At 39.7% G+C, this 17,468-nt stretch carries 16 protein-coding genes and 1 pseudogene; 5 read left to right on the top strand and 12 right to left on the bottom strand.

The window, feature by feature from the left end; translation table 11 throughout:
* Positions 1 to 197 precede the first annotated feature (197 nt).
* Complete coding sequence (locus AC3ZVC_RS14165) at positions 198 to 689, bottom strand: NUDIX domain-containing protein (protein ID WP_490063869.1); 492 nt, start codon at positions 687 to 689, stop codon at positions 198 to 200.
* Between the two features lie 166 nt (positions 690 to 855).
* Between AC3ZVC_RS14165 and AC3ZVC_RS14160 the strand changes: the two genes are divergently transcribed.
* Positions 856 to 1,722, top strand: coding sequence for a YitT family protein (locus tag AC3ZVC_RS14160; protein ID WP_490068934.1), 867 nt, complete (start codon positions 856 to 858; stop codon positions 1,720 to 1,722).
* Positions 1,723 to 1,780: 58 nt separating this feature from the next.
* On the opposite strand, the gene zupT is transcribed toward AC3ZVC_RS14160, so the two are convergent.
* The 3 genes from zupT to pepF all read right to left on the bottom strand — a co-directional run bounded on the left by zupT (position 1,781) and on the right by pepF (position 6,292).
* Positions 1,781 to 2,590: a zinc transporter ZupT gene (gene zupT, locus AC3ZVC_RS14155; protein WP_490063868.1), complete on the bottom strand. Its 810-nt coding sequence runs from the start codon at positions 2,588 to 2,590 to the stop codon at positions 1,781 to 1,783.
* A gap of 323 nt (positions 2,591 to 2,913) precedes the next feature.
* A complete protein-coding gene (locus AC3ZVC_RS14150; RefSeq protein WP_490063867.1) occupies positions 2,914 to 4,266 on the bottom strand; it encodes a glycosyltransferase family 2 protein in 1,353 nt (450 codons plus the stop codon).
* Positions 4,267 to 4,471: 205 nt separating this feature from the next.
* The gene (gene pepF, locus AC3ZVC_RS14145) at positions 4,472 to 6,292 is read right to left on the bottom strand and encodes an oligoendopeptidase F (RefSeq protein WP_490063866.1); all 1,821 of its coding nucleotides are present in this window, start codon (positions 6,290 to 6,292) and stop codon (positions 4,472 to 4,474) included.
* Between the two features lie 357 nt (positions 6,293 to 6,649).
* Here pepF and AC3ZVC_RS14140 point away from each other — a divergent pair, with 357 nt between their 5' ends.
* Positions 6,650 to 7,426 carry a PAS domain S-box protein gene (locus AC3ZVC_RS14140; RefSeq protein ID WP_490063865.1) on the top strand — a complete coding sequence of 259 codons (777 nt, stop codon included), beginning with the start codon at positions 6,650 to 6,652 and terminating at the stop codon, positions 7,424 to 7,426.
* Between the two features lie 245 nt (positions 7,427 to 7,671).
* Here the strand turns inward: AC3ZVC_RS14140 and AC3ZVC_RS14135 are convergent, their stop codons facing one another.
* The 6 genes from AC3ZVC_RS14135 to AC3ZVC_RS14110 all read right to left on the bottom strand — a co-directional run bounded on the left by AC3ZVC_RS14135 (position 7,672) and on the right by AC3ZVC_RS14110 (position 12,391).
* Positions 7,672 to 8,094 (bottom strand): DUF1801 domain-containing protein, encoded by a 423-nt coding sequence (locus AC3ZVC_RS14135; protein WP_490063864.1) that lies wholly within the window; start codon positions 8,092 to 8,094, stop codon positions 7,672 to 7,674.
* Between the two features lie 555 nt (positions 8,095 to 8,649).
* Positions 8,650 to 9,498 carry a pirin family protein gene (locus AC3ZVC_RS14130; RefSeq protein WP_490063863.1) on the bottom strand — a complete coding sequence of 283 codons (849 nt, stop codon included), beginning with the start codon at positions 9,496 to 9,498 and terminating at the stop codon, positions 8,650 to 8,652.
* Between the two features lie 72 nt (positions 9,499 to 9,570).
* A complete protein-coding gene (gene wrbA, locus AC3ZVC_RS14125; protein WP_490063862.1) occupies positions 9,571 to 10,182 on the bottom strand; it encodes an NAD(P)H:quinone oxidoreductase in 612 nt (203 codons plus the stop codon).
* Positions 10,183 to 10,293: 111 nt separating this feature from the next.
* On the bottom strand, positions 10,294 to 10,896 hold the full coding sequence (locus AC3ZVC_RS14120) for an alpha/beta hydrolase (RefSeq protein ID WP_490063861.1): 603 nt from the start codon (positions 10,894 to 10,896) through the stop codon (positions 10,294 to 10,296).
* Between the two features lie 19 nt (positions 10,897 to 10,915).
* Positions 10,916 to 11,857 carry a ring-cleaving dioxygenase gene (locus AC3ZVC_RS14115; RefSeq protein ID WP_490063860.1) on the bottom strand — a complete coding sequence of 314 codons (942 nt, stop codon included), beginning with the start codon at positions 11,855 to 11,857 and terminating at the stop codon, positions 10,916 to 10,918.
* A gap of 105 nt (positions 11,858 to 11,962) precedes the next feature.
* A complete protein-coding gene (locus tag AC3ZVC_RS14110; RefSeq protein ID WP_490063859.1) occupies positions 11,963 to 12,391 on the bottom strand; it encodes a MarR family winged helix-turn-helix transcriptional regulator in 429 nt (142 codons plus the stop codon).
* 198 nt (positions 12,392 to 12,589) lie between these two features.
* Here AC3ZVC_RS14110 and AC3ZVC_RS14105 point away from each other — a divergent pair.
* A pseudogene (locus AC3ZVC_RS14105) lies at positions 12,590 to 13,790 on the top strand (iron-containing alcohol dehydrogenase).
* A 213-nt stretch (positions 13,791 to 14,003) separates the two neighbouring features.
* On the opposite strand, the gene AC3ZVC_RS14100 reads toward AC3ZVC_RS14105, so the two are convergent.
* Both AC3ZVC_RS14100 and AC3ZVC_RS14095 read right to left on the bottom strand, forming a co-directional pair.
* Positions 14,004 to 14,558 (bottom strand): DUF3231 family protein, encoded by a 555-nt coding sequence (locus AC3ZVC_RS14100; RefSeq protein WP_490063858.1) that lies wholly within the window; start codon positions 14,556 to 14,558, stop codon positions 14,004 to 14,006.
* Positions 14,559 to 14,831: 273 nt separating this feature from the next.
* Positions 14,832 to 15,452 carry an HAD-IA family hydrolase gene (locus tag AC3ZVC_RS14095; protein ID WP_490063857.1) on the bottom strand — a complete coding sequence of 207 codons (621 nt, stop codon included), beginning with the start codon at positions 15,450 to 15,452 and terminating at the stop codon, positions 14,832 to 14,834.
* A gap of 404 nt (positions 15,453 to 15,856) precedes the next feature.
* Between AC3ZVC_RS14095 and modA the strand changes: the two genes are divergently transcribed.
* Both modA and modB read left to right on the top strand, forming a co-directional pair.
* Entirely contained in the window at positions 15,857 to 16,612 is a 756-nt protein-coding gene (modA, locus tag AC3ZVC_RS14090; RefSeq protein WP_490063856.1) for a molybdate ABC transporter substrate-binding protein, read from the top strand.
* The gene (gene modB / locus AC3ZVC_RS14085; RefSeq protein ID WP_490063855.1) at positions 16,612 to 17,265 is read left to right on the top strand and encodes a molybdate ABC transporter permease subunit; all 654 of its coding nucleotides are present in this window, start codon (positions 16,612 to 16,614) and stop codon (positions 17,263 to 17,265) included. The genes modA and modB overlap by 1 nt, the downstream gene beginning before the upstream one ends.
* The last annotated feature ends 203 nt before the right edge of the window (positions 17,266 to 17,468 follow it).

Below are 17,468 nucleotides of genomic sequence, written 5' to 3'. Positions count from 1 at the left end.
TTATATCAATGAAAAATGACCATCAAATTCACATACAAATTGATGGTCATTTTAATATACACATTGGATTTTTGTGACAGGTAAAAGAACCCGTTAAGCATAGTCGCTCTTTTTTTATTTTTTGGAAAACGAATATGTGTATGGAACACAATTGGTTACTTGAATGAATGAGCGGCCATTGTTCCAATGTAATTCTTCTATTCTTCTCGCAAAGCACACTCCAGCACCTCTGCCAGTACCTCATGCCACCCTTTTAAATAATCTGTTACTGTTTTTGGCTCAATTAATATTCTTTCCTTAGATTCAAATTTTCCTTCAAAGTCATGCATATCCTTAATATTCATTCGGTAATATACCTGATACCCTAACCTTGGATATGGACTGCTTTCATTCCATAGTAAATTCTCACTATGATCAACAATAACATGTCCCATAAGCTTACAATCACCTTCTACATAGCCCTCTTCCATCGCTTCACGTTTAAAACATTGTTCGGGGGATTCACCACATTCAATGTGGCCGCCTTGAATATCCCAGCCGCGATTATTTAAATTAACCAATAAAAGTTTCCCTTCATAAAAACAAAGCCCATGAACGCTAGTGATTAACTTAAATTCAGGCAGATTTTTTGCCTCTTGCCAAATCAGTTTAATTCTGGCCTCTCCCCAGTTCACATACGTAGCAGTCATCTTCTTTTCCTCGTTTCAATTGATTCTTCCACTTGATTACATTCTCCAGAAAAATACATCATACCTTTCGAAGGTGTAAATTTTATCCGGCATGCTTTGACTTAAAGCTTTTTCTGAAAAATGCTATAATAGTAAAGTATTTTTCAAAGAGAAAGGCTTGATCCCATTGGCAATGACGAAGAAAAAGCGTATTTTAAAAGAAGTAAGACAAATAGTCATGATTACAATTGGAGCCATAATTGCTGCAGCAGGGCTTGAGTTTTTCCTGGTTCCCAATAACATTCTGGATGGCGGAGTGATCGGCCTTTCAATCATTGCTGCTGAGTTAACCGGGATGACCATGAGTTTATTCCTGATTATTTTGAATTTGCCATTCCTTTACATTGGCTATCGAAAAATCGGGATCAAATTCACGATACATACTTTATATGGGGTTATCGTATTATCTGCTAGCACAGCCTACTTGCATCATTTTGAACCGGTAACAGATGACTTATTTTTAGCGACGATTATTGGTGCAGTTATTCTCGGAACAGGTGTCGGACTCGTAATTAGAACCGGCGGATCTTTAGATGGGACTGAAATTATTGCTATCCTCGTCAGCAAGAAGCGTCCTGTATCAGTCGGCCAATTTATCATGATTGTCAATGTATTCATCTTCATACTTGCTGCCTTCCTGGTTTTTAGCTGGGAAACAGCTATGTACTCGATTATCACTTATTATATCGCTTATAAGATGATTGATATTGTCGTCGAAGGTTTGGAAGAATTAAAATCAGTTACAATTATTTCGGATGTTCCCGAAGAAATTTCCGATGCACTCATCAAACAATTAGGCCGTGGAATGACCTATATTCAAGGACAAGGTGTTTTTACAGGCGAGCCAAAGAAAATTATTTATACCATTGTGACCCGAATTGAATTATCTACATTGCGTTCGATTGTGGAGGACATCGACCCTAATGCCTTAGTTGCAATTGAGAATATTGCAGATGTTAGCGGAAGCAATTTTGATAAAGGGCCAGCACATTAATCAGAACATAAACAAGAAAAAAGGCAGCCCCTCATTCTAATGAGAGACTGCCTTTTTGTTAAATAAACAGCAGGAGGCTTAGTGCCATAACGGCCATCCCGGCAACGAGACCGTAAATGGACGTATGTGCTTCATCATATTTCTGCGCAGCCGGCAATAATTCATCAAGAGAGATGAAAACCATGATGCCTGCAACTGCCGCAAAAATGACGCCAAACATTATATCGTTTAAGTAAGGCATAAGGATTAAATAAGCCACCAATGCCCCAATCGGTTCTGACAGCCCGGATAAAAATGATAGTTTAAAAGCTTTCTTCTTGCTTCCTGTTGCATAATAAACTGGTACCGACACAGCAATCCCCTCAGGAATGTTGTGGATGGCAATTGCGGCTGCAATGGCAATCCCCAGACCCGGGTCCTGCAGTGCTGATGTAAAAGTCGCAATACCTTCGGGAAAGTTATGGATGCCAATGGCCAATGCTGCAAAGGTTCCCATTTTTAGCAGCCCTTGATGCTCAGCAACCTTGCTAGGGTCATTCATTTCCTCTACTGTTCTCACTTCATGCGGATTATCCTGTTTAGGAATAAATCTATCTATTAATGCAATCAGGAGCATTCCGCCAAAAAAGCCGCCCACTGTTGCCCAGTTCCCGCTTACGACACCCATTGCTCCTACCAGTGCATCCTTCGCTTTTACAAAAATTTCAATCATGGATACATAAATCATGACCCCTGCAGAAAAGCCAAGTGCTAAAGACAGAAACTTTGTATTTGTTCTAGAAGTAAAAAATGCCATTAAACTGCCTATTCCTGTCGCTAAACCGGCAAACAACGTTAAACTAAACGCAAATAATACTTCTTGCGACATTTTCTTCTCTCCTTTTTAACTGATGTAAAAAATGTTTCTTCAGGGCAACTTTTGTTTTAAAAAAATATATATCCATTGCTTATAAAGTATATGCACATACTCGAAAAAGTTTACTTTGGTAAACATTTTATCTCCAAGGCAAACTAAATGCAATAAAAAGGTTTTTAGTTACTATAAATCTGCAAATAAATTCTTTTAATTTCCCTTAGATATTATAAGATTTTCTTTTGTAAATGTGCACTTTTTTTAAAAGCAAATAACCACAAAAACATTTCATACAAAAAAACTCCGCTGTGGTACACAGCGAGGTTTTATTTAGCAGCTTATTTCCAAACACGCTTTAACTTAAAAAACTCCTGAAAATACCCCCAGACAGAAATGGGAGACATAATCATCTGATAGCAGAGAATAAATAAAATAAATCCAATTGTATTTTTCCTTACCTTTAAGTTTAAGTTTTTAAAAACATAATGTTTCTGATAAAAATACAAAATCCCATAGCTTAATACTGTAAGAGGCAAAACAAATAGTGTCATTGGACCGACAATCCAATAATAACCGAAGAATGCTAGCACCAATCCAGGAATCCAGAAGAAAGTATACACAATATCCAAGTAAGGCATTACTAAATTTACACCTGTTAGATACTTGGTGTACATCTGCGGCTGATTCCATGGCTTGATTTCACTCAATCCCTCGATCATTCCCCTCGCCCATCTAGACCTCTGTTTAGCAAAATGCCAAATATCTGAGGGGACATCTGTAAATGCGGCTGCCAGCGGTTCAAAATAAACCTTCCACCCATTTTGGAGGAGACGCCAGGTCAGAACAATATCTTCCCCAATAGCATCCGGCCAGCCACCCGCCTGGCGGACACATTCTGTTTTATATAAACTAAATGCCCCTTGAGCTACCAGTGTCCCTTGATACAAACCTTGTAATCTTTTTATTGATGAAATCCCCAGGTAATAGTCCCACTCTTGAATTTTCGTCCAAATGTTGTCCCGGCTGTTCCTTACAAGCATGGAACCTGCAACAGCCCCGACATTTGCCGGGCTGCTTTCCATCCGTGAAACCAAAAAGCGGACGGCTGATGGATGCAGCAGAGTATCAGCATCAAGGGTAATTACGTACTGGGTTGTCACATGCAGCAAACCTTTATTCAATGCGTGAAACTTGCCTGGCAGGGATTCTATTAAAATATTCATGTCCAGGGGCAATTCTGTTTGGGCTTTTATCAGCTGTTCATATGTACGATCAGATGAATTATTATCAATAACAATAATGTTTATTTTACCTGCATAATCCTGATTTGCCACATAACTCAAGGTTTGAAAAATGGATTTTTCCTCATTAAATGCTGCTACAAGCATGGTTACTTCCTTATCAGGCTGCTGATTTTTAAATGGAGGCTGCCTGTCCAGAAGAAGACTCATAACTAGAAAAGCATTCATATAACCAGGTACATAAGCGATTCCTCCGATTACGATGACGGCTAAGGGCAAAGAAATAATAGCAGACAAATCCTCCAGCCAGGGTAATGAAAGGTAAAAGGAAAGAGCAAGCCAAGCTATCGAAATAAGATGGCTGAACACGAATTTCTTATTAATTGATATGTAAAACTTATTTTTCCTGCGTTTTATTTTTCGTTCTACAGGATTCAGGCTTGGCTGCATTAAATCACCTTCAAATACTATATATAAATTCAAAATATATTATTTTAGAGGGGAAGTAACTGGTAAATTAATGCTATCTGATGATTTTATTCAACAAAAAAATCCCCTGTACAGAAACATCATAACTTGTTCCTTTATGTCTGTCTGCTGCAGGGGAAAATCGACATAAACATTTAACATTTTTAATTATTTATTTCTAACCTTTTTATTGTCCTCTGTAGCTTTCCACAAGCTCATCAATCAGACTGCCAACATGGACAACTGCTTCACGGATAGGATCCGGTTTGGACATATCAACGCCTGCCTTTTTAATCAAATCAAGAGGCTTAAGAGTTCCGCCTGCTCTTAATACATCCAGCCATCTTTCGACCGCAGGCTTGCCTTCCTCAAGGATTCGTTTGGACACGATTGTAGATACAGTAAGACCAGCTGAATAAGTATATGGATACAGTCCCATATAATAATGAGGCTGATGCATCCAGGTCAGGCTTGCTCCTTCATCGATTTCAACCGAATCGTCCCAGAACTTCTTAAGAACATCTGCCTTTTGCTCGGACAGCACACTTGCTGTTAACGGCTCGCCGTTCTCTGCTAATTGGTAAACTCTCCGCTGCAGTTCACCTTCCAGCAAGTGAGTGACAAAATTATGATAATAAGTACCCAGCTGCTGAAGAATAACCCAGCGCTTTGTTCGGTTATCATTTGTTTTGGAAAGCAGATAGTTGCTGAGCAGCATCTCATTCATAGTGGAAGGTGCCTCAATAAAGTATCGTGAGGGCCTTGTATTCACCATTCTCTGTTTTTTTCCTGCAAGATAAAAATGTCCCGCATGACCCAGTTCATGTGCAAGCGTATAAGCCCCGCGCATGGTATCCGGCCAAGTCATCAATACATATGGGTGAGCTCCATATGGGCTGGAACAGAATGCACCTGTTGATTTCCCGATATTATCTGCATAATCCACCCATCTTTCCGTTAAAGCTCTATTAATCATATCCATATATTCCGGACCCATAATTTCCAAGGCACCCTTCACTGTTTCTGAAGCTTCCTCATAGCTTGTCTCCATCTTAAATTCCGGATCAAGCGGTGCTTTAATATCAGCAAAAGTCATCTTGTCCAATCCCAGAACTTCTTTCTTCAGATTCGCATACTTTCGCATATACGGCGCCAATTCTTCCTGAATGACATCCAGCTGGTTATGGTACATATCCTTCGTTACCTGCTGGGGCTGAAGCAGCATATCCGTTACAGAGTTATAGTTGCGCATACGAGACATGGTTACTTCATGGTTTACATTCGCAGAATAAGCGGCTGCAAAAGTATGCTTATACTGGTTTAATGTTTTATTAAAAGAATCATAGGCTTTTCTGCGAACCTCTGTGGAAGGAGATGAGCTGTACTTTCCTGCATACATAGCAAAAGAAAGAGGCCACTCATTTCCTTCTTCATCTGTAAATGAATCAAACTGCATATCTGATAGTTTTCCACGGTTGTAAATGTTGTACGGTGCACTAAATAGTGAGCCAAGGGCTGCAAAAGCCTCTTCTGTTTCCTCGCCTAGTGCATGGGACTTTCTTTCATGCAAATCAGCGAAATATTTTTGAAAGAGCAGCAGACCATTTTCCTCCTTCATAAACTTTTTAACCGTCTCTTCAGGCAGGGCTATAATTTCAGTTTCTACAAACGAAAGTGCTGCATTCAGTTCAGAACGCGCCTCCGATGCTTTTGCTGCGTCTTTCTGTCTCTCAGTCTCTGTATTGTCAACAGACAAGCGCAAATCTGCATACATTGAAACTAGATTAAATCGCTCAAGCAGCTGTTCTTTTGCTTCCAGGCAATCCAGTAGTACTTTTGCGCTCTCCTTCAGTTTGCCTTTATATCTTGTTACGCTTGAAAGATCCTCTCTTACAGCCTGTAATACTTTTTCCCATTCATCCTTGGTTTCAAAAAGAGCGGTCAGATCCCACTTTTGATTCTTTGGGACATCTTCCCGCTTTTGTCTGTCTGTTGTTTTATTTTTCATCTTTGTACCTCCATTTCGAGACTTTATAATATCTGGAGTTCAATTATTACTCCTATTTCTAGCTATACCACAACAAGAATGGAGTAACCTTTTTTGGATAATTGGATCATTATGATCTATTTATGGATTTGAATAAAGAAGCTGTACCCTGCTTTCTTCAAGAGTCAGGGGAATTGCATCGAGTGGAAGAAAACAGCCTAGTTTTTACTAGATTCTAATAAATTTCCGGAATTTTGTGAGTCGCAAAACGAAAATCTTTTAATTTCCTGTATTGTTTCTTTCTATGCCCTAAGGATTTTTATCTCTACCCTTACTATGTTATAGTTATTGAAACTACGAAGTTAGGAGGGAAATAAGATGCAAGAACTTTCCACTGGTACTATTCCCGATCATGCAAGGAACGAGTTATACCGGCAAATAGTTGAAAATACCTTTGAAACCACTATCGTTCATAGTAATTACAAGGTTTTATATATCAACAATCCCGGTGCAGAAATGCTAGGGGCAGCTAAGGAAGACTTAATCGGAGCGGAAGTACTTGATATTTTCCCTGATGATGCAAAAATAAGAATTAGAGAGCGAATACGGAAAGCATTAGAGGAAAATGAAATAGGCGCACTTATAGAGCAAACAATTGTTACTTCAGACGGGTCTTCATTAGAGGTGGAGCTGTCGTGTCACCCCTTCCCATATGGTGAGAAGCGGGCCATACTCTCAGTCTTAAGAGATATCACAGACCAAAAGGAAACGGAACGGGAATATAAAAAAAGGCAGAACGAGGTTTCAACCCCCATTGTTCCTGTGCTGGATGAAATTTCAATCATTCCGCTTGTCGGGACGATCGATTATGATAAAGCTCAAATCCTGTTGGAAACATTGCCAACAAAACTAAAAGCTGAAACAGATGTTAAACATATTATTATAGATTTTTCAGGAATTTTTAATCTTGACGAAGTCGTTGTCGATTTCTTAATTAAAATTGATTCGATTATGCGTCTGCTCGGTATTCAGCCAATAATTACAGGAATACGTCCGGAACTTGCACAAAAAGCACTTGAAAATATGGGAAGAAGCCATCAATCAATTATAACGATGAAATCTGTCAAACAAGCTTTAACTTTCTTAAAACGATAAAAACCGACTTTTCAACTGGAATTACATGCAATTATAACTATATTTTTAAATGAAGTTAGCCTAGCGGTTGAGGCTAACTTTATTTGCCATTCATTTGATACTTTTTCTTATTAATTTTCCAATATACATCCATACATAATATGCAATCCAAAACTTAAATCCCTGAACAGGAGATAATCAGGCAATGAACAATAGTCCTATCTATAAATTCTTTCAAATCCTCCGAACTCCCAGCCCCTCCGTCTCTATTTCTCCGGGTAGGTCTCCCGCAAAAATTTGATGGATTGAAGAATTAGCTCCTTTAAAACATTCACCTCAATGTCCGCCAATTTGTTTATGTACACACAGGCCTTTCCAGCAGTATGTTTTCCGAATTTTTCAAGTAGCACATGCCGCTCCATATCACCTGTTGCAAAATATAAGCTTATCTTTGCTTTCCTTGGCGAGAATCCGACAAGAGGCGCATCGCCTTCATGGCCAGTCGCATATTTGTAATGGTAGGACCCAAACCCTATAATGCTCGGTCCCCACATTTTGGCCGGATAACCGGTCGTTTCAGTAAATAAATCAAGGAGCTTATAAGCATCCTCACGTTTTTTCAGACTTTCGACCTTTTCTATAAACTCGATGACACTGTTATCATTCTCTTTAGTTTTTAGTTCGTACATAATCAGATCCTCCTTATATTGGGATGATATAGATTTCTGCAAATTTATTCGCATTCCTTCTTTTGGCTGCCTTTTATCAGAACCCTGTAGCAGCAAGGAGTTGTACAATACATCGGAAAAGTTGAACACAATACATGCGTTAAGTACTTCATAAATTTAGGTTGTTTTCGCAAACTTTGTTGCTTTTTAAACAAGTAGTGAGGAGAGGTTGATTTCCGCTCCAGGATGCTCAGCGAACGCGGGGCGGGCGGTGGTCCTCCTCGGCGCGCAGCGCCTGTGGGGTCTCACCTGTCCCACTCGTCCCGCTGGAGTCTCGCACCTTACGCTCCAATCAACCAATCTTATTTATCAATGTTTTTATTTACAAATCTATTTAAAAACAACAATCTTTTATAAAACAGCCTTAATTTATAAAGTTGAACATAAGTAAAAAGTTGCACTCAAAAAAGGGTCGGCTCATCTATACTTCCTAACAATTCTTCCATTTTCAAAGAAATTTCATACTAAATCATCAAAGAAGAGCAACCCAAATCAGTTGCTCTTCTCTATATCCCGTTATTTTAAGAAAGTCCCCTGCATGTATTCTTGATAAGCTTCCTGGATTTCTTCTTCTGTATTCATTACAAATGGACCGCGGGCTACAACCGGCTCTTTTACAGGCTCTCCTGCATACAGCAAAAAGCGCAACGGTTCTTCTGCTGTAAAATCGATTTCGCCAGTATCATTTTTCCCGCCAGTACCTAATTCGAGGACCTCTCCTTTAGAAGCGCGAACTTCATTTTTCCCAAAAACACCGCTGCCTTCTATTATATATATGATTCCCTTATAGCTGCCAGGCAAGTCCTGGGATACTGAAACACCCGCTTCCATCCTAGCCTCGATCATCGTTACTGCCACATGATTTAACGTAGGGGAAACGACATCTCTTGATGAACCAGAAAAAATACGGATGGTAGCCCCCTTCTCTTCTCTAACCGGCACTTCATTGCCTTGAAGATTTTGATACCTTGGAGCTGTCATTTTCTTATCACGAGGGAGATTAATCCACAGCTGCAGGGAGTGAGCTGTTATACCTTCAGATGGCACTTCATTATGGACCACTCCGCTGCCGGCAGTCATCCATTGCACATCACCCGGTCCCAAAACGCCGTCTTTTCCTGAATGGCTGTCATAATGCTCGATTGCTCCATCAATGACATATGTAACGGTTTCGATTCCACGATGAGGATGGATATCAAAGGCTCCTTTTTGAAACTTATCTTCCATCAGCAGCAAAAATGGATCATACTTTTCCCAATTACCCGGCTCAATGACAGGGCCAGCTGCATGGATAGGACTGTGTTCATGCAGATGTACTTTCCTGACTTCAGCAATCTCGCGTTTAAAAATGTCCTTGTTTCCCATTCTTAATTCTCCCCTTTTACAATGGTAAAGAGAGCAATCTGTCTCAACTGATTGCTCTCCAAACTATTTCAATTACTGATTTCCTTTTTTAACCCATTCCGCAACAGTTATTGTACGCTTTGCCTGATGCTTAACTGCTGCCTCAACATCTTCAATCATTTTTCCATTCTGGTCAACGGTTACGCTTGTTCCATAAGGATTTCCGCCTGCTCCGAAAATTACAGGATCCGTATATCCCGGCGTAGCGACAATCGCACCCCAGTGGTACATCGTTGTGTAAAGTGAAAGGATTGTTGCTTCCTGGCCTCCATGCGGATTTTGAGCAGAGGTCATCGCACTTACAACTTTATTGGCAAGCTTTCCTTGAGCCCAAAGGCCGCCAGTTGTATCAAGGAATTGCTTCATTTGCGAAGGCATGTTGCCGAAACGAGTTGGAACGCTGAATATGATTGCGTCTGCCCATTCAAGATCATCACCTGTTACTTCAGGAACGTCTTTCGTAGCCTCAACCGTTGCTTTCCATGCGGGATTGCCTTCGATTGCCGATTGTGGCGCCAATTCGGGAACCTTTAATACCTTTACTTCAGCACCCGCTTCCTTTGCACCTTCTTCTGCCCATTTTGATAATTGATAATTTGTTCCGCCCATGCTGTAATAGATAACTGCTAATTTTACGTTTGCCATATTTACCGTCTCCTTTTTAGTTGAATTTCCAAATAACCTTGATAATAAACCCATGCCTGCACCGCCTATTCCTTTATTCTCTTCCCTTATTAGGAATCCAATTAACTATTTTTATATCTGTTTATACCAGCGGGCTGCAGCTTGCACTTCCCCCATGGTTAATTGGTGTCCGTGATTCTCCCAATGAAGTTCTACTTTTGCTCCGGCATTTTCCAATAATGACTGTAAATCTGTTGATTCCTCAGCAGGACAGATCGGATCATTTGTCCCTGCAGCTATAAATATTGGAGTACCTTGTAAATTCGGAAGCTCCACATCTCTTCTTGGCACCATCGGGTGGTGAAGAATGGCCGCTTTTAGAGCATTTTGATAGTGGAATAATAAGCTGCCTGCAATATTAGCTCCATTTGAGTATCCAACCGCCACAATATTTTCACGGTCAAATTCATACCTTTCAGCCGCTTCATCAAGGAACCCATTTAATTCCTTAGTGCGGAAGATCAAATCCTCTTGATCAAAAATGCCTTCAGCCAACCTGCGGAAGAAACGCGGCATGCCATTTTCAAGCACATTACCGCGAACACTCAATACAGAAGCCTCTGCGTCAATATGACCGGCTAATGGAAGCAGGTCGGATTCGGTACCACCAGTTCCGTGCAGCAATAATAAAATGGGTTTAGAAGGATCTTTTCCTTGTTGAAAAATATGTTTCATTCAATCATCTCCTTTATTTTCAGTTATCAAGTTCTCTTACTTTAAATGGAATCAATTCACGCTCTATGCGGTCTCTAATTTTCTCATATTGCTCAGGCAGCATTAATTTTTCCCCCATATCTTCCGGCGATTCATCATGAGTAAACCCCGGCGGATCAGTAGCAATTTCAAAAAGGATCTCTCCATGCTCCCTAAAATAAATAGCATTAAAATAGTTTCGGTCCTGAACTGGTGTAACAGCATAGCCTTTTGCCTTAACATATTCTTTCCATTCCAGCTGATCCTGATCATCCTCTGCGCGCCATGCAATATGATGGACTGTTCCGACTCCCATTTGGCCGCGTGTGCCTCGAACGGTTTTCAGATCAATAACATTTCCAATATTGGCCGCAGATCGGAATCGCATCCATTGTCCTTCTTTTCCAATCTGTTCAAGCCCCATCACTTCTTCAAGCAATTCCGCTGTTTTTTCAGGCTGTGATGAATAAAGAGTCGCTCCTGCAAACCCTTTAATTGCAACGTCTCGAGTCACATCGCCAAAAGACCAGGGATTGTTTTCTCCTTCTCCTCTTTCAACGATTTCCAAAAGCAATCCATGGGGATCTATAAATTTTAAATATTCTTCACCAAATCTTTTTTCGGTTGAGAAGGGGATCTTGAACTTCTCCAGTCTCTTTTTCCAATAAGCCATAGTTCCTGCTGGGACTGCATAAGTAGTGACGCCAACCTGTCCATCCCCAATTACACCTTGATAAGCTCCTGCCCAGGGGAAAAAGGTAATGATTGTGCCCGGTTTCCCTCCCTCATTTCCAAAGTAAAGGTGATAAGTGCCAGGGTCATCAAAGTTAACGGTTTGTTTGATCAAGCGCATACCCAATACCCCCGCATAAAAGTCAACATTTTCTTGAGGATGGTCCACGATTGCAGTAATATGATGGATTCCCATTGTTTGTCTGCCCATTTTATAACACCTCTTTCTCTCTATCATATTAATTTATCCTATCTGAATCCGAACAATCTCATTCTAATTCAAACATTTTTAATTCGAGATATAAATTAAAAAAATTTATAATTCAGTTCTTCTTTTTATTTTTTCAAGAAGGTTGTTCAAATTTTCCATCTCAACTGGATTTAACTCTTCAAAAAAGGAATCCACCCATTTTTCATGCTCCGGCATAATCTCCTGGAGTATTTGTTTTCCTTTGTCTGTTAGGGCAATATGGATAGCCCGGCGATCTTTCGGACATGCAACCCGTTTCGTAAAGCCTTTTTCCACGAGCTTATCAATCACATAAGTCATAGAACCGCTCGAAATTAAAATCCTTTTCCCAATCTCATGGATTGTCTGCATGTCTTTATGATAAAGAACCTCTAAAACCGAAAATTCCGTCATGCTCAGGCTGTAGCTGGTGATATTTGTCCTAACACGTTCCTGGATTGCCTTGGACGTTTGCATCAGCAGCAGGAAAGTTAGGTTGGGACAAGATCTTTCCATTTTATCACCCTCTCTTTTTATATCTCGAGTTGATTTATCTTGATTTCGAGATAATTATAAAATACCTTTAGAATCATGTCAAGTGAGTCCTATGTTAAAAATTATATTATCCTCATTCCACATATTGACTCCCCTTTAAACATAAAGGTATAAATGAATTATGATATTTGAATTTTCAGAAAGTAACGAGGTGATGAAGTGTACAAATCATATTGCAGAATCTATCAGAAAACCTTTAAGCTGTTATCGCCTATACTGCCCTGGCGCAATCCAGAATTGATAGAGGGAGTAAATAGCCTGGACAGACTGCCTGAATTTATTAAGACTAAAGCAATCCGCAGGTTATTAATCGTCACAGACAACGGAATTCGTTCGCTGGGGTTAATGGATAGCTTTCTTCAAGGGCTGCAGAACAAAGGTATCGAATATTTTATTTATGATAAAACGGTTCCAAATCCAACTATCAAGAATATCGAGGAAGCACTTGAACTATATAATAACAATCATTGCCAGGGGATTATCGCTTTTGGCGGGGGTTCGCCAATGGACTGCGCAAAGGGTGTAGGTGCCCGTGTTGCCAAGCCTGAAAAGAGCATTTCACAAATGAAAGGACAATTTAAAATCAGAAAAGAAATCCCTCCTCTATTTGCCGTTCCTACCACTGCAGGTACAGGCAGTGAAGGAACAGTAGCAGCGGTGATAACGGATAGCCGCACCCACGAAAAATATGCAATTATTGATCTCAGCCTTATGCCTCATTATGCTGTGCTTGATCCGCTGCTTACTGTAAAACTACCTCCCCCATATTACAGCAGCAACAGGTCTTGATGCCTTAACCCATGCAGTTGAAGCCTATATTGGCAGAAGCAACACGCAGGAGACAAGGAAATACAGTAAGGACGCCATTAGGCTAATTTACGGGAATCTTTACGAAGCATACAGCAATGGAACGAATTTGCAAGCACGAGCCAATATGCAAAAAGCTGCGTATTTAGCCGGAGCAGCTTTTACTAGAGCGTATGTAGGGAATGTACATGCCATCGCCCATACGCTCGGAGGATTTTATTCAGTTCCTCACGGGCTGGCAAATGCAGTGATTCTCCCGTATGTTCTTGAGCACTATGGGAAGCCTGTGTATCGGTCTTTAGCCGAATTGGCTGAGGCAGCCGGGATTGTTGAGGATTCAGATTCTGTTGATGAAAAGGCAGTAAAGTTTATTAACAGCATTAAATCCCTCAACAAAGAAATGGATATACCGCCCAAGATCAGCGGCATCAAAGATATTGATATCCCGGTCATGGCTGAACGTGCTTTAAAAGAAGCAAATCCGCTTTATCCAGTCCCCAAAATCTTTAACAGAGATGATATGCTTAAGCTCTACCAGCTTATAAAAGAATAATGACCGGAACGGTGTTTGACGCGTTACCACATTCGACCGTTATGTATTTAATATTTCCACAATAAAAGTAATCTGCAGAACTTAAGGAGAGAAGGACTAGCTAATAGAACACTGATGGGTGGAATAGTCTAAATGTTTTGTGGACCGGGATCCGATTATAAAAGGTAAATAATTTTCCCCAACATAAAAACCAACTTTTTAGTTAAAGTTGGTTTACTGTTGTGGAGAGCCAGGAGGATAGTAATACGGTGGAACTTTAATCCATCCGCGCTTAATCATTAAGGTTTTTAGAACCTTACCAACGGTGGCCCACTCCAGGTAAAATCCAAGCCACATCATCCCCACATCATTCCGAATAGAATCTGCTTGACCTTTACCGCATGCTTGTAAACAAACCACCAATTTAAAAGCCACACCATTAGCAATCTCTTCATCAGTCAATTTTACGCCTAAAGGAATATCCTTTGAGCTTGATTTAGGTTTTGGTGATGTGACATCAGGCAAAGGAATGCCCTCTTTTATCATAAATTCATTTAGTAATTTTTTCTGGGATTCACATGTCTTAAGGATATCAGTCAGCATTTCCCTTACTTCATCATCAGTTGTTGTATTTAATCCAATTTCCTCATAACGCAAAAACTCTTCCACCATTGTTAAATAGGTCCAGCAATCGCCTGCTTCAATAATGTGCAATGGAGTAGAGGGTTCATTTATGTTATCAATCGTTGTTTTAAGTGTATTCCAAACTGCTTCCAATGGGTTTGGCATCTAATCACCTCAAACCTTACGATATCCATTAATATGGAAAATATGTAAAGATCTCTACAAAAGAAGACAGCAGGCTACCTAGCCTTGCTGCCTTTAGTTGTTTAAAGTCACACCTTTTTTGCATAATGCTGTATTAGTTAATTTGTTTAAAGTTAATGATAAGAAAGAAATCTGGCATCCTCCTCACCAGTTCCTTTGATAAAGAAGTTTTTCCGGCACTGGAGAAACTGTTTAATAAAAGTATTTACCTTTTTGCAAATCTTTTTCCCCTGCTTATACTATTCTTAAAATATCATTTGGCTCATAAACCTTATAATCGGGCTTTGCAGCTTTTACCACTTCTACTGCATCATAGCCCCATCCCACCCAAATGACCTTTATACCTGCCTTTTTACACGCAATAATATCCCTATGCTCATCGCCCACATAAATAACTTCCTCAATTTTTAAGTTTTTCTGTTTCAGGTATCTTTTTATTAATGTATCCTTGCCAAATATTCGGCTGGAACAAAAAATATTTGTGACACTTTTAATTTCATTGCGAACTAGGAAGGTTTTAATATTATCTTCAGAATTCGAGGATATAATTGCTGTTTGTATTCCTCTTTCATTTAGTTCCTCCAGGACATTTTTCATTTGGGGAAACAACTGTATGTCCTGAATAGTTTGCTGATACCTTTTATAAAACAAAGGTATGATCAGTGGCATCTTATACAATGGAAAGTTCAGCTTTTCGCTCCTCTCCCTGATTGTCATTTTTCTTAATGCATCCAATTCTTCTAAGTTTATCCTCTTAAAATTATGCTTATCCGCCATACTATTCCAAGCCGAGATGAAAACTTCTTTCGAATCAGCGATTGTACCATCGAAATCAAAGATTACATGTTTAATCATATTGTTGCTCCTTGAGCCTGGCTGATTATTCTTCAAAAAAAGCGATCCGTTCTGACAGAATCGCCTCCAGGTTATTGTGTTTATATAAGTGACAGAATGTATTTTTCACCGTATACCACCAATACGTGTAAATAACACATAATAATTCGAGATTGTTTGGAGAATTCCTTTAAGATTTTAAAAATGCAAGCAAGATAAACCCTTTCTCCTATATATCAACAAATTTTTAAATATATCAACGAAAACGAGCCAAATATCAACGAAACAAGCCGATATATCAACGAATATGCTTTTTCGAAGAGAATGTCTATGTTTTTCAAAGCTATCATTCCCGAAATAATGAATGATGGTGTTATAATGTCCTTATATTGAAATCATACATAAATATGGAAGGTTCGGATTTAATGAAGAGAAAATTGGTTATGGTATTTTTAGTTTATATATTTGTGCTTAGCGGCTGCGGCCAAGAGGAGAAAGAAACAAAAAAACTATATGTAGCAGCTGCATCGGATTTGTATCATGCGTTAACAGAAATAGGTGATGAGTTCACCAGGGAAACGGGTATTGAGGTTGAATTCACCTTTGGTTCCACTGGCCTTCTCACGCAGCAAATCCAGGAAGGTGCTCCTTTCGATTTATTTGCAGCAGCCCAGGAGTCTTATATTGATAAGCTAATTGATAAAAATGCAGTTGAAAAAGACTCAAAAGAATATTACGCATTGGGAAGGATTGCCATTTTAAGTTCGGATTCTGACAGTGAAGAGATAAAACTTGATGATCTCTTAAGCCCAAAAATGAAATCCATAACGATTGCAAATCCTGAACATGCCCCATATGGAAAAGCAGCAAAAGAAGCATTGGAAGCCTTAGGTATTTGGAGTGAAATTGAGCCTAAGATTGTATATGCGGAAAATATAAGGCAGGCCTTTCAATATGTGGAATCAGGGAATGCAGATGCCGGGATTATAGCATTGGCCTTACTGCAGGAAACCGATTTGCCATATGAACTCATTGATGAAAAAGCCCATTCACCAATTAAGCAGACACTTGCAATTCCTATACAATCAGAGAAAAAAGAAGAAAGCAAAAAATTTACTGAGTTTATTTTGAGTAAACAGGGGCAAGAAATATTAGAAAAGTATGGGTTTGATTTGCCGTAATGGAAACGATTATTGTACCTTTAACATTATCTTTAAGGATTGCTATTTTTGCTACCATTTTAGCATTTATTTTTGGTATTTTTTTATCCTGGTGGTTTGCTTTTAAGAAAAATCGATTGACGAAATTTTTATCTATAATTGTTACGATTCCTCTTGTTATACCGCCAACGGTTTTAGGCTACTATTTAATTTTGCTGCTTGGCAGAAATACGCATCTTGGCCAGTGGTTAGAGACGGTAACCGGAGGGCCGGTCATTTTCACTTGGAAAGCGGCTGTCATTGCAGCTATGATTGCTTCTCTGCCCTTATTGATTAGCCCCATTCAGGCAGCTTTTGAATCAATCAATAAAGATACAATTGGTGCAGCCGAGCTCGATGGAGCCAATCAATTTCAGCTTCTGCTTTATATCATTATTCCGCTCGCATACAAAGGAATATTAGCCGGGCTTGTGCTCGGATTTGCAAGAGCGATGGGAGAGTTCGGCGCCACATTAATGGTTGCAGGCAATATCCCGGGTAAAACGCAGACACTTTCTATCGCTATTTATGATGCTGTCCAGGCAGACAGGATGTCAGACGCACATCTAATGGTTATCATCTTAACAAGCGCCACGATTTTCTTTTTGTATATTATACACAGGTGGTTTAAATAAAAGAGCGTGTCCCAATAGTATAGTTTTTGGGCACCCTCCTTTTTTCCCAAAAAATAGTTTTATAAAATTGGCCTGTTGATTTCCGTTCCAGGGACACAGCGAACGCAGGCGGTCCAACGCTCCTTAGAGCATTCCCATCTGCAGGGTCTCCATTGACTAACTTCTCCTCTAGGACCTTGAATAAGCTTCCCCGAATTTACACC

It is taken from the genome of Cytobacillus sp. C11.1, assembly GCF_058145115.1.
The sequence above is the reverse complement of the archived record's forward strand: the minus strand, read 5'-3'. Positions and strand labels throughout refer to the sequence as shown.

Excerpts from the sequence above, each read along its gene's own strand:
- modA (WP_490063856.1), top strand. The coding sequence starts at position 15,857 with ATGAAGAGAAAATTGGTTATGGTATTTTTAGTTTATATATTTGTGCTT.
- AC3ZVC_RS14130 (WP_490063863.1), bottom strand. The coding sequence starts at position 9,498 with ATGGGAAACAAGGACATTTTTAAACGCGAGATTGCTGAAGTCAGGAAA.
- AC3ZVC_RS14110 (WP_490063859.1), bottom strand. The coding sequence starts at position 12,391 with ATGGAAAGATCTTGTCCCAACCTAACTTTCCTGCTGCTGATGCAAACG.
- zupT (WP_490063868.1), bottom strand. The coding sequence starts at position 2,590 with ATGTCGCAAGAAGTATTATTTGCGTTTAGTTTAACGTTGTTTGCCGGT.
- AC3ZVC_RS14100 (WP_490063858.1), bottom strand. The coding sequence starts at position 14,558 with ATGCCAAACCCATTGGAAGCAGTTTGGAATACACTTAAAACAACGATT.
- wrbA (WP_490063862.1), bottom strand. The coding sequence starts at position 10,182 with ATGGCAAACGTAAAATTAGCAGTTATCTATTACAGCATGGGCGGAACA.
- AC3ZVC_RS14120 (WP_490063861.1), bottom strand. The coding sequence starts at position 10,896 with ATGAAACATATTTTTCAACAAGGAAAAGATCCTTCTAAACCCATTTTA.
- AC3ZVC_RS14150 (WP_490063867.1), bottom strand. The coding sequence starts at position 4,266 with ATGCAGCCAAGCCTGAATCCTGTAGAACGAAAAATAAAACGCAGGAAA.
- AC3ZVC_RS14165 (WP_490063869.1), bottom strand. The coding sequence starts at position 689 with ATGACTGCTACGTATGTGAACTGGGGAGAGGCCAGAATTAAACTGATT.
- pepF (WP_490063866.1), bottom strand. The coding sequence starts at position 6,292 with ATGAAAAATAAAACAACAGACAGACAAAAGCGGGAAGATGTCCCAAAG.
- AC3ZVC_RS14140 (WP_490063865.1), top strand. The coding sequence starts at position 6,650 with ATGCAAGAACTTTCCACTGGTACTATTCCCGATCATGCAAGGAACGAG.
- AC3ZVC_RS14115 (WP_490063860.1), bottom strand. The coding sequence starts at position 11,857 with ATGGGCAGACAAACAATGGGAATCCATCATATTACTGCAATCGTGGAC.
- AC3ZVC_RS14095 (WP_490063857.1), bottom strand. The coding sequence starts at position 15,452 with ATGATTAAACATGTAATCTTTGATTTCGATGGTACAATCGCTGATTCG.
- modB (WP_490063855.1), top strand. The coding sequence starts at position 16,612 with ATGGAAACGATTATTGTACCTTTAACATTATCTTTAAGGATTGCTATT.
- AC3ZVC_RS14135 (WP_490063864.1), bottom strand. The coding sequence starts at position 8,094 with ATGTACGAACTAAAAACTAAAGAGAATGATAACAGTGTCATCGAGTTT.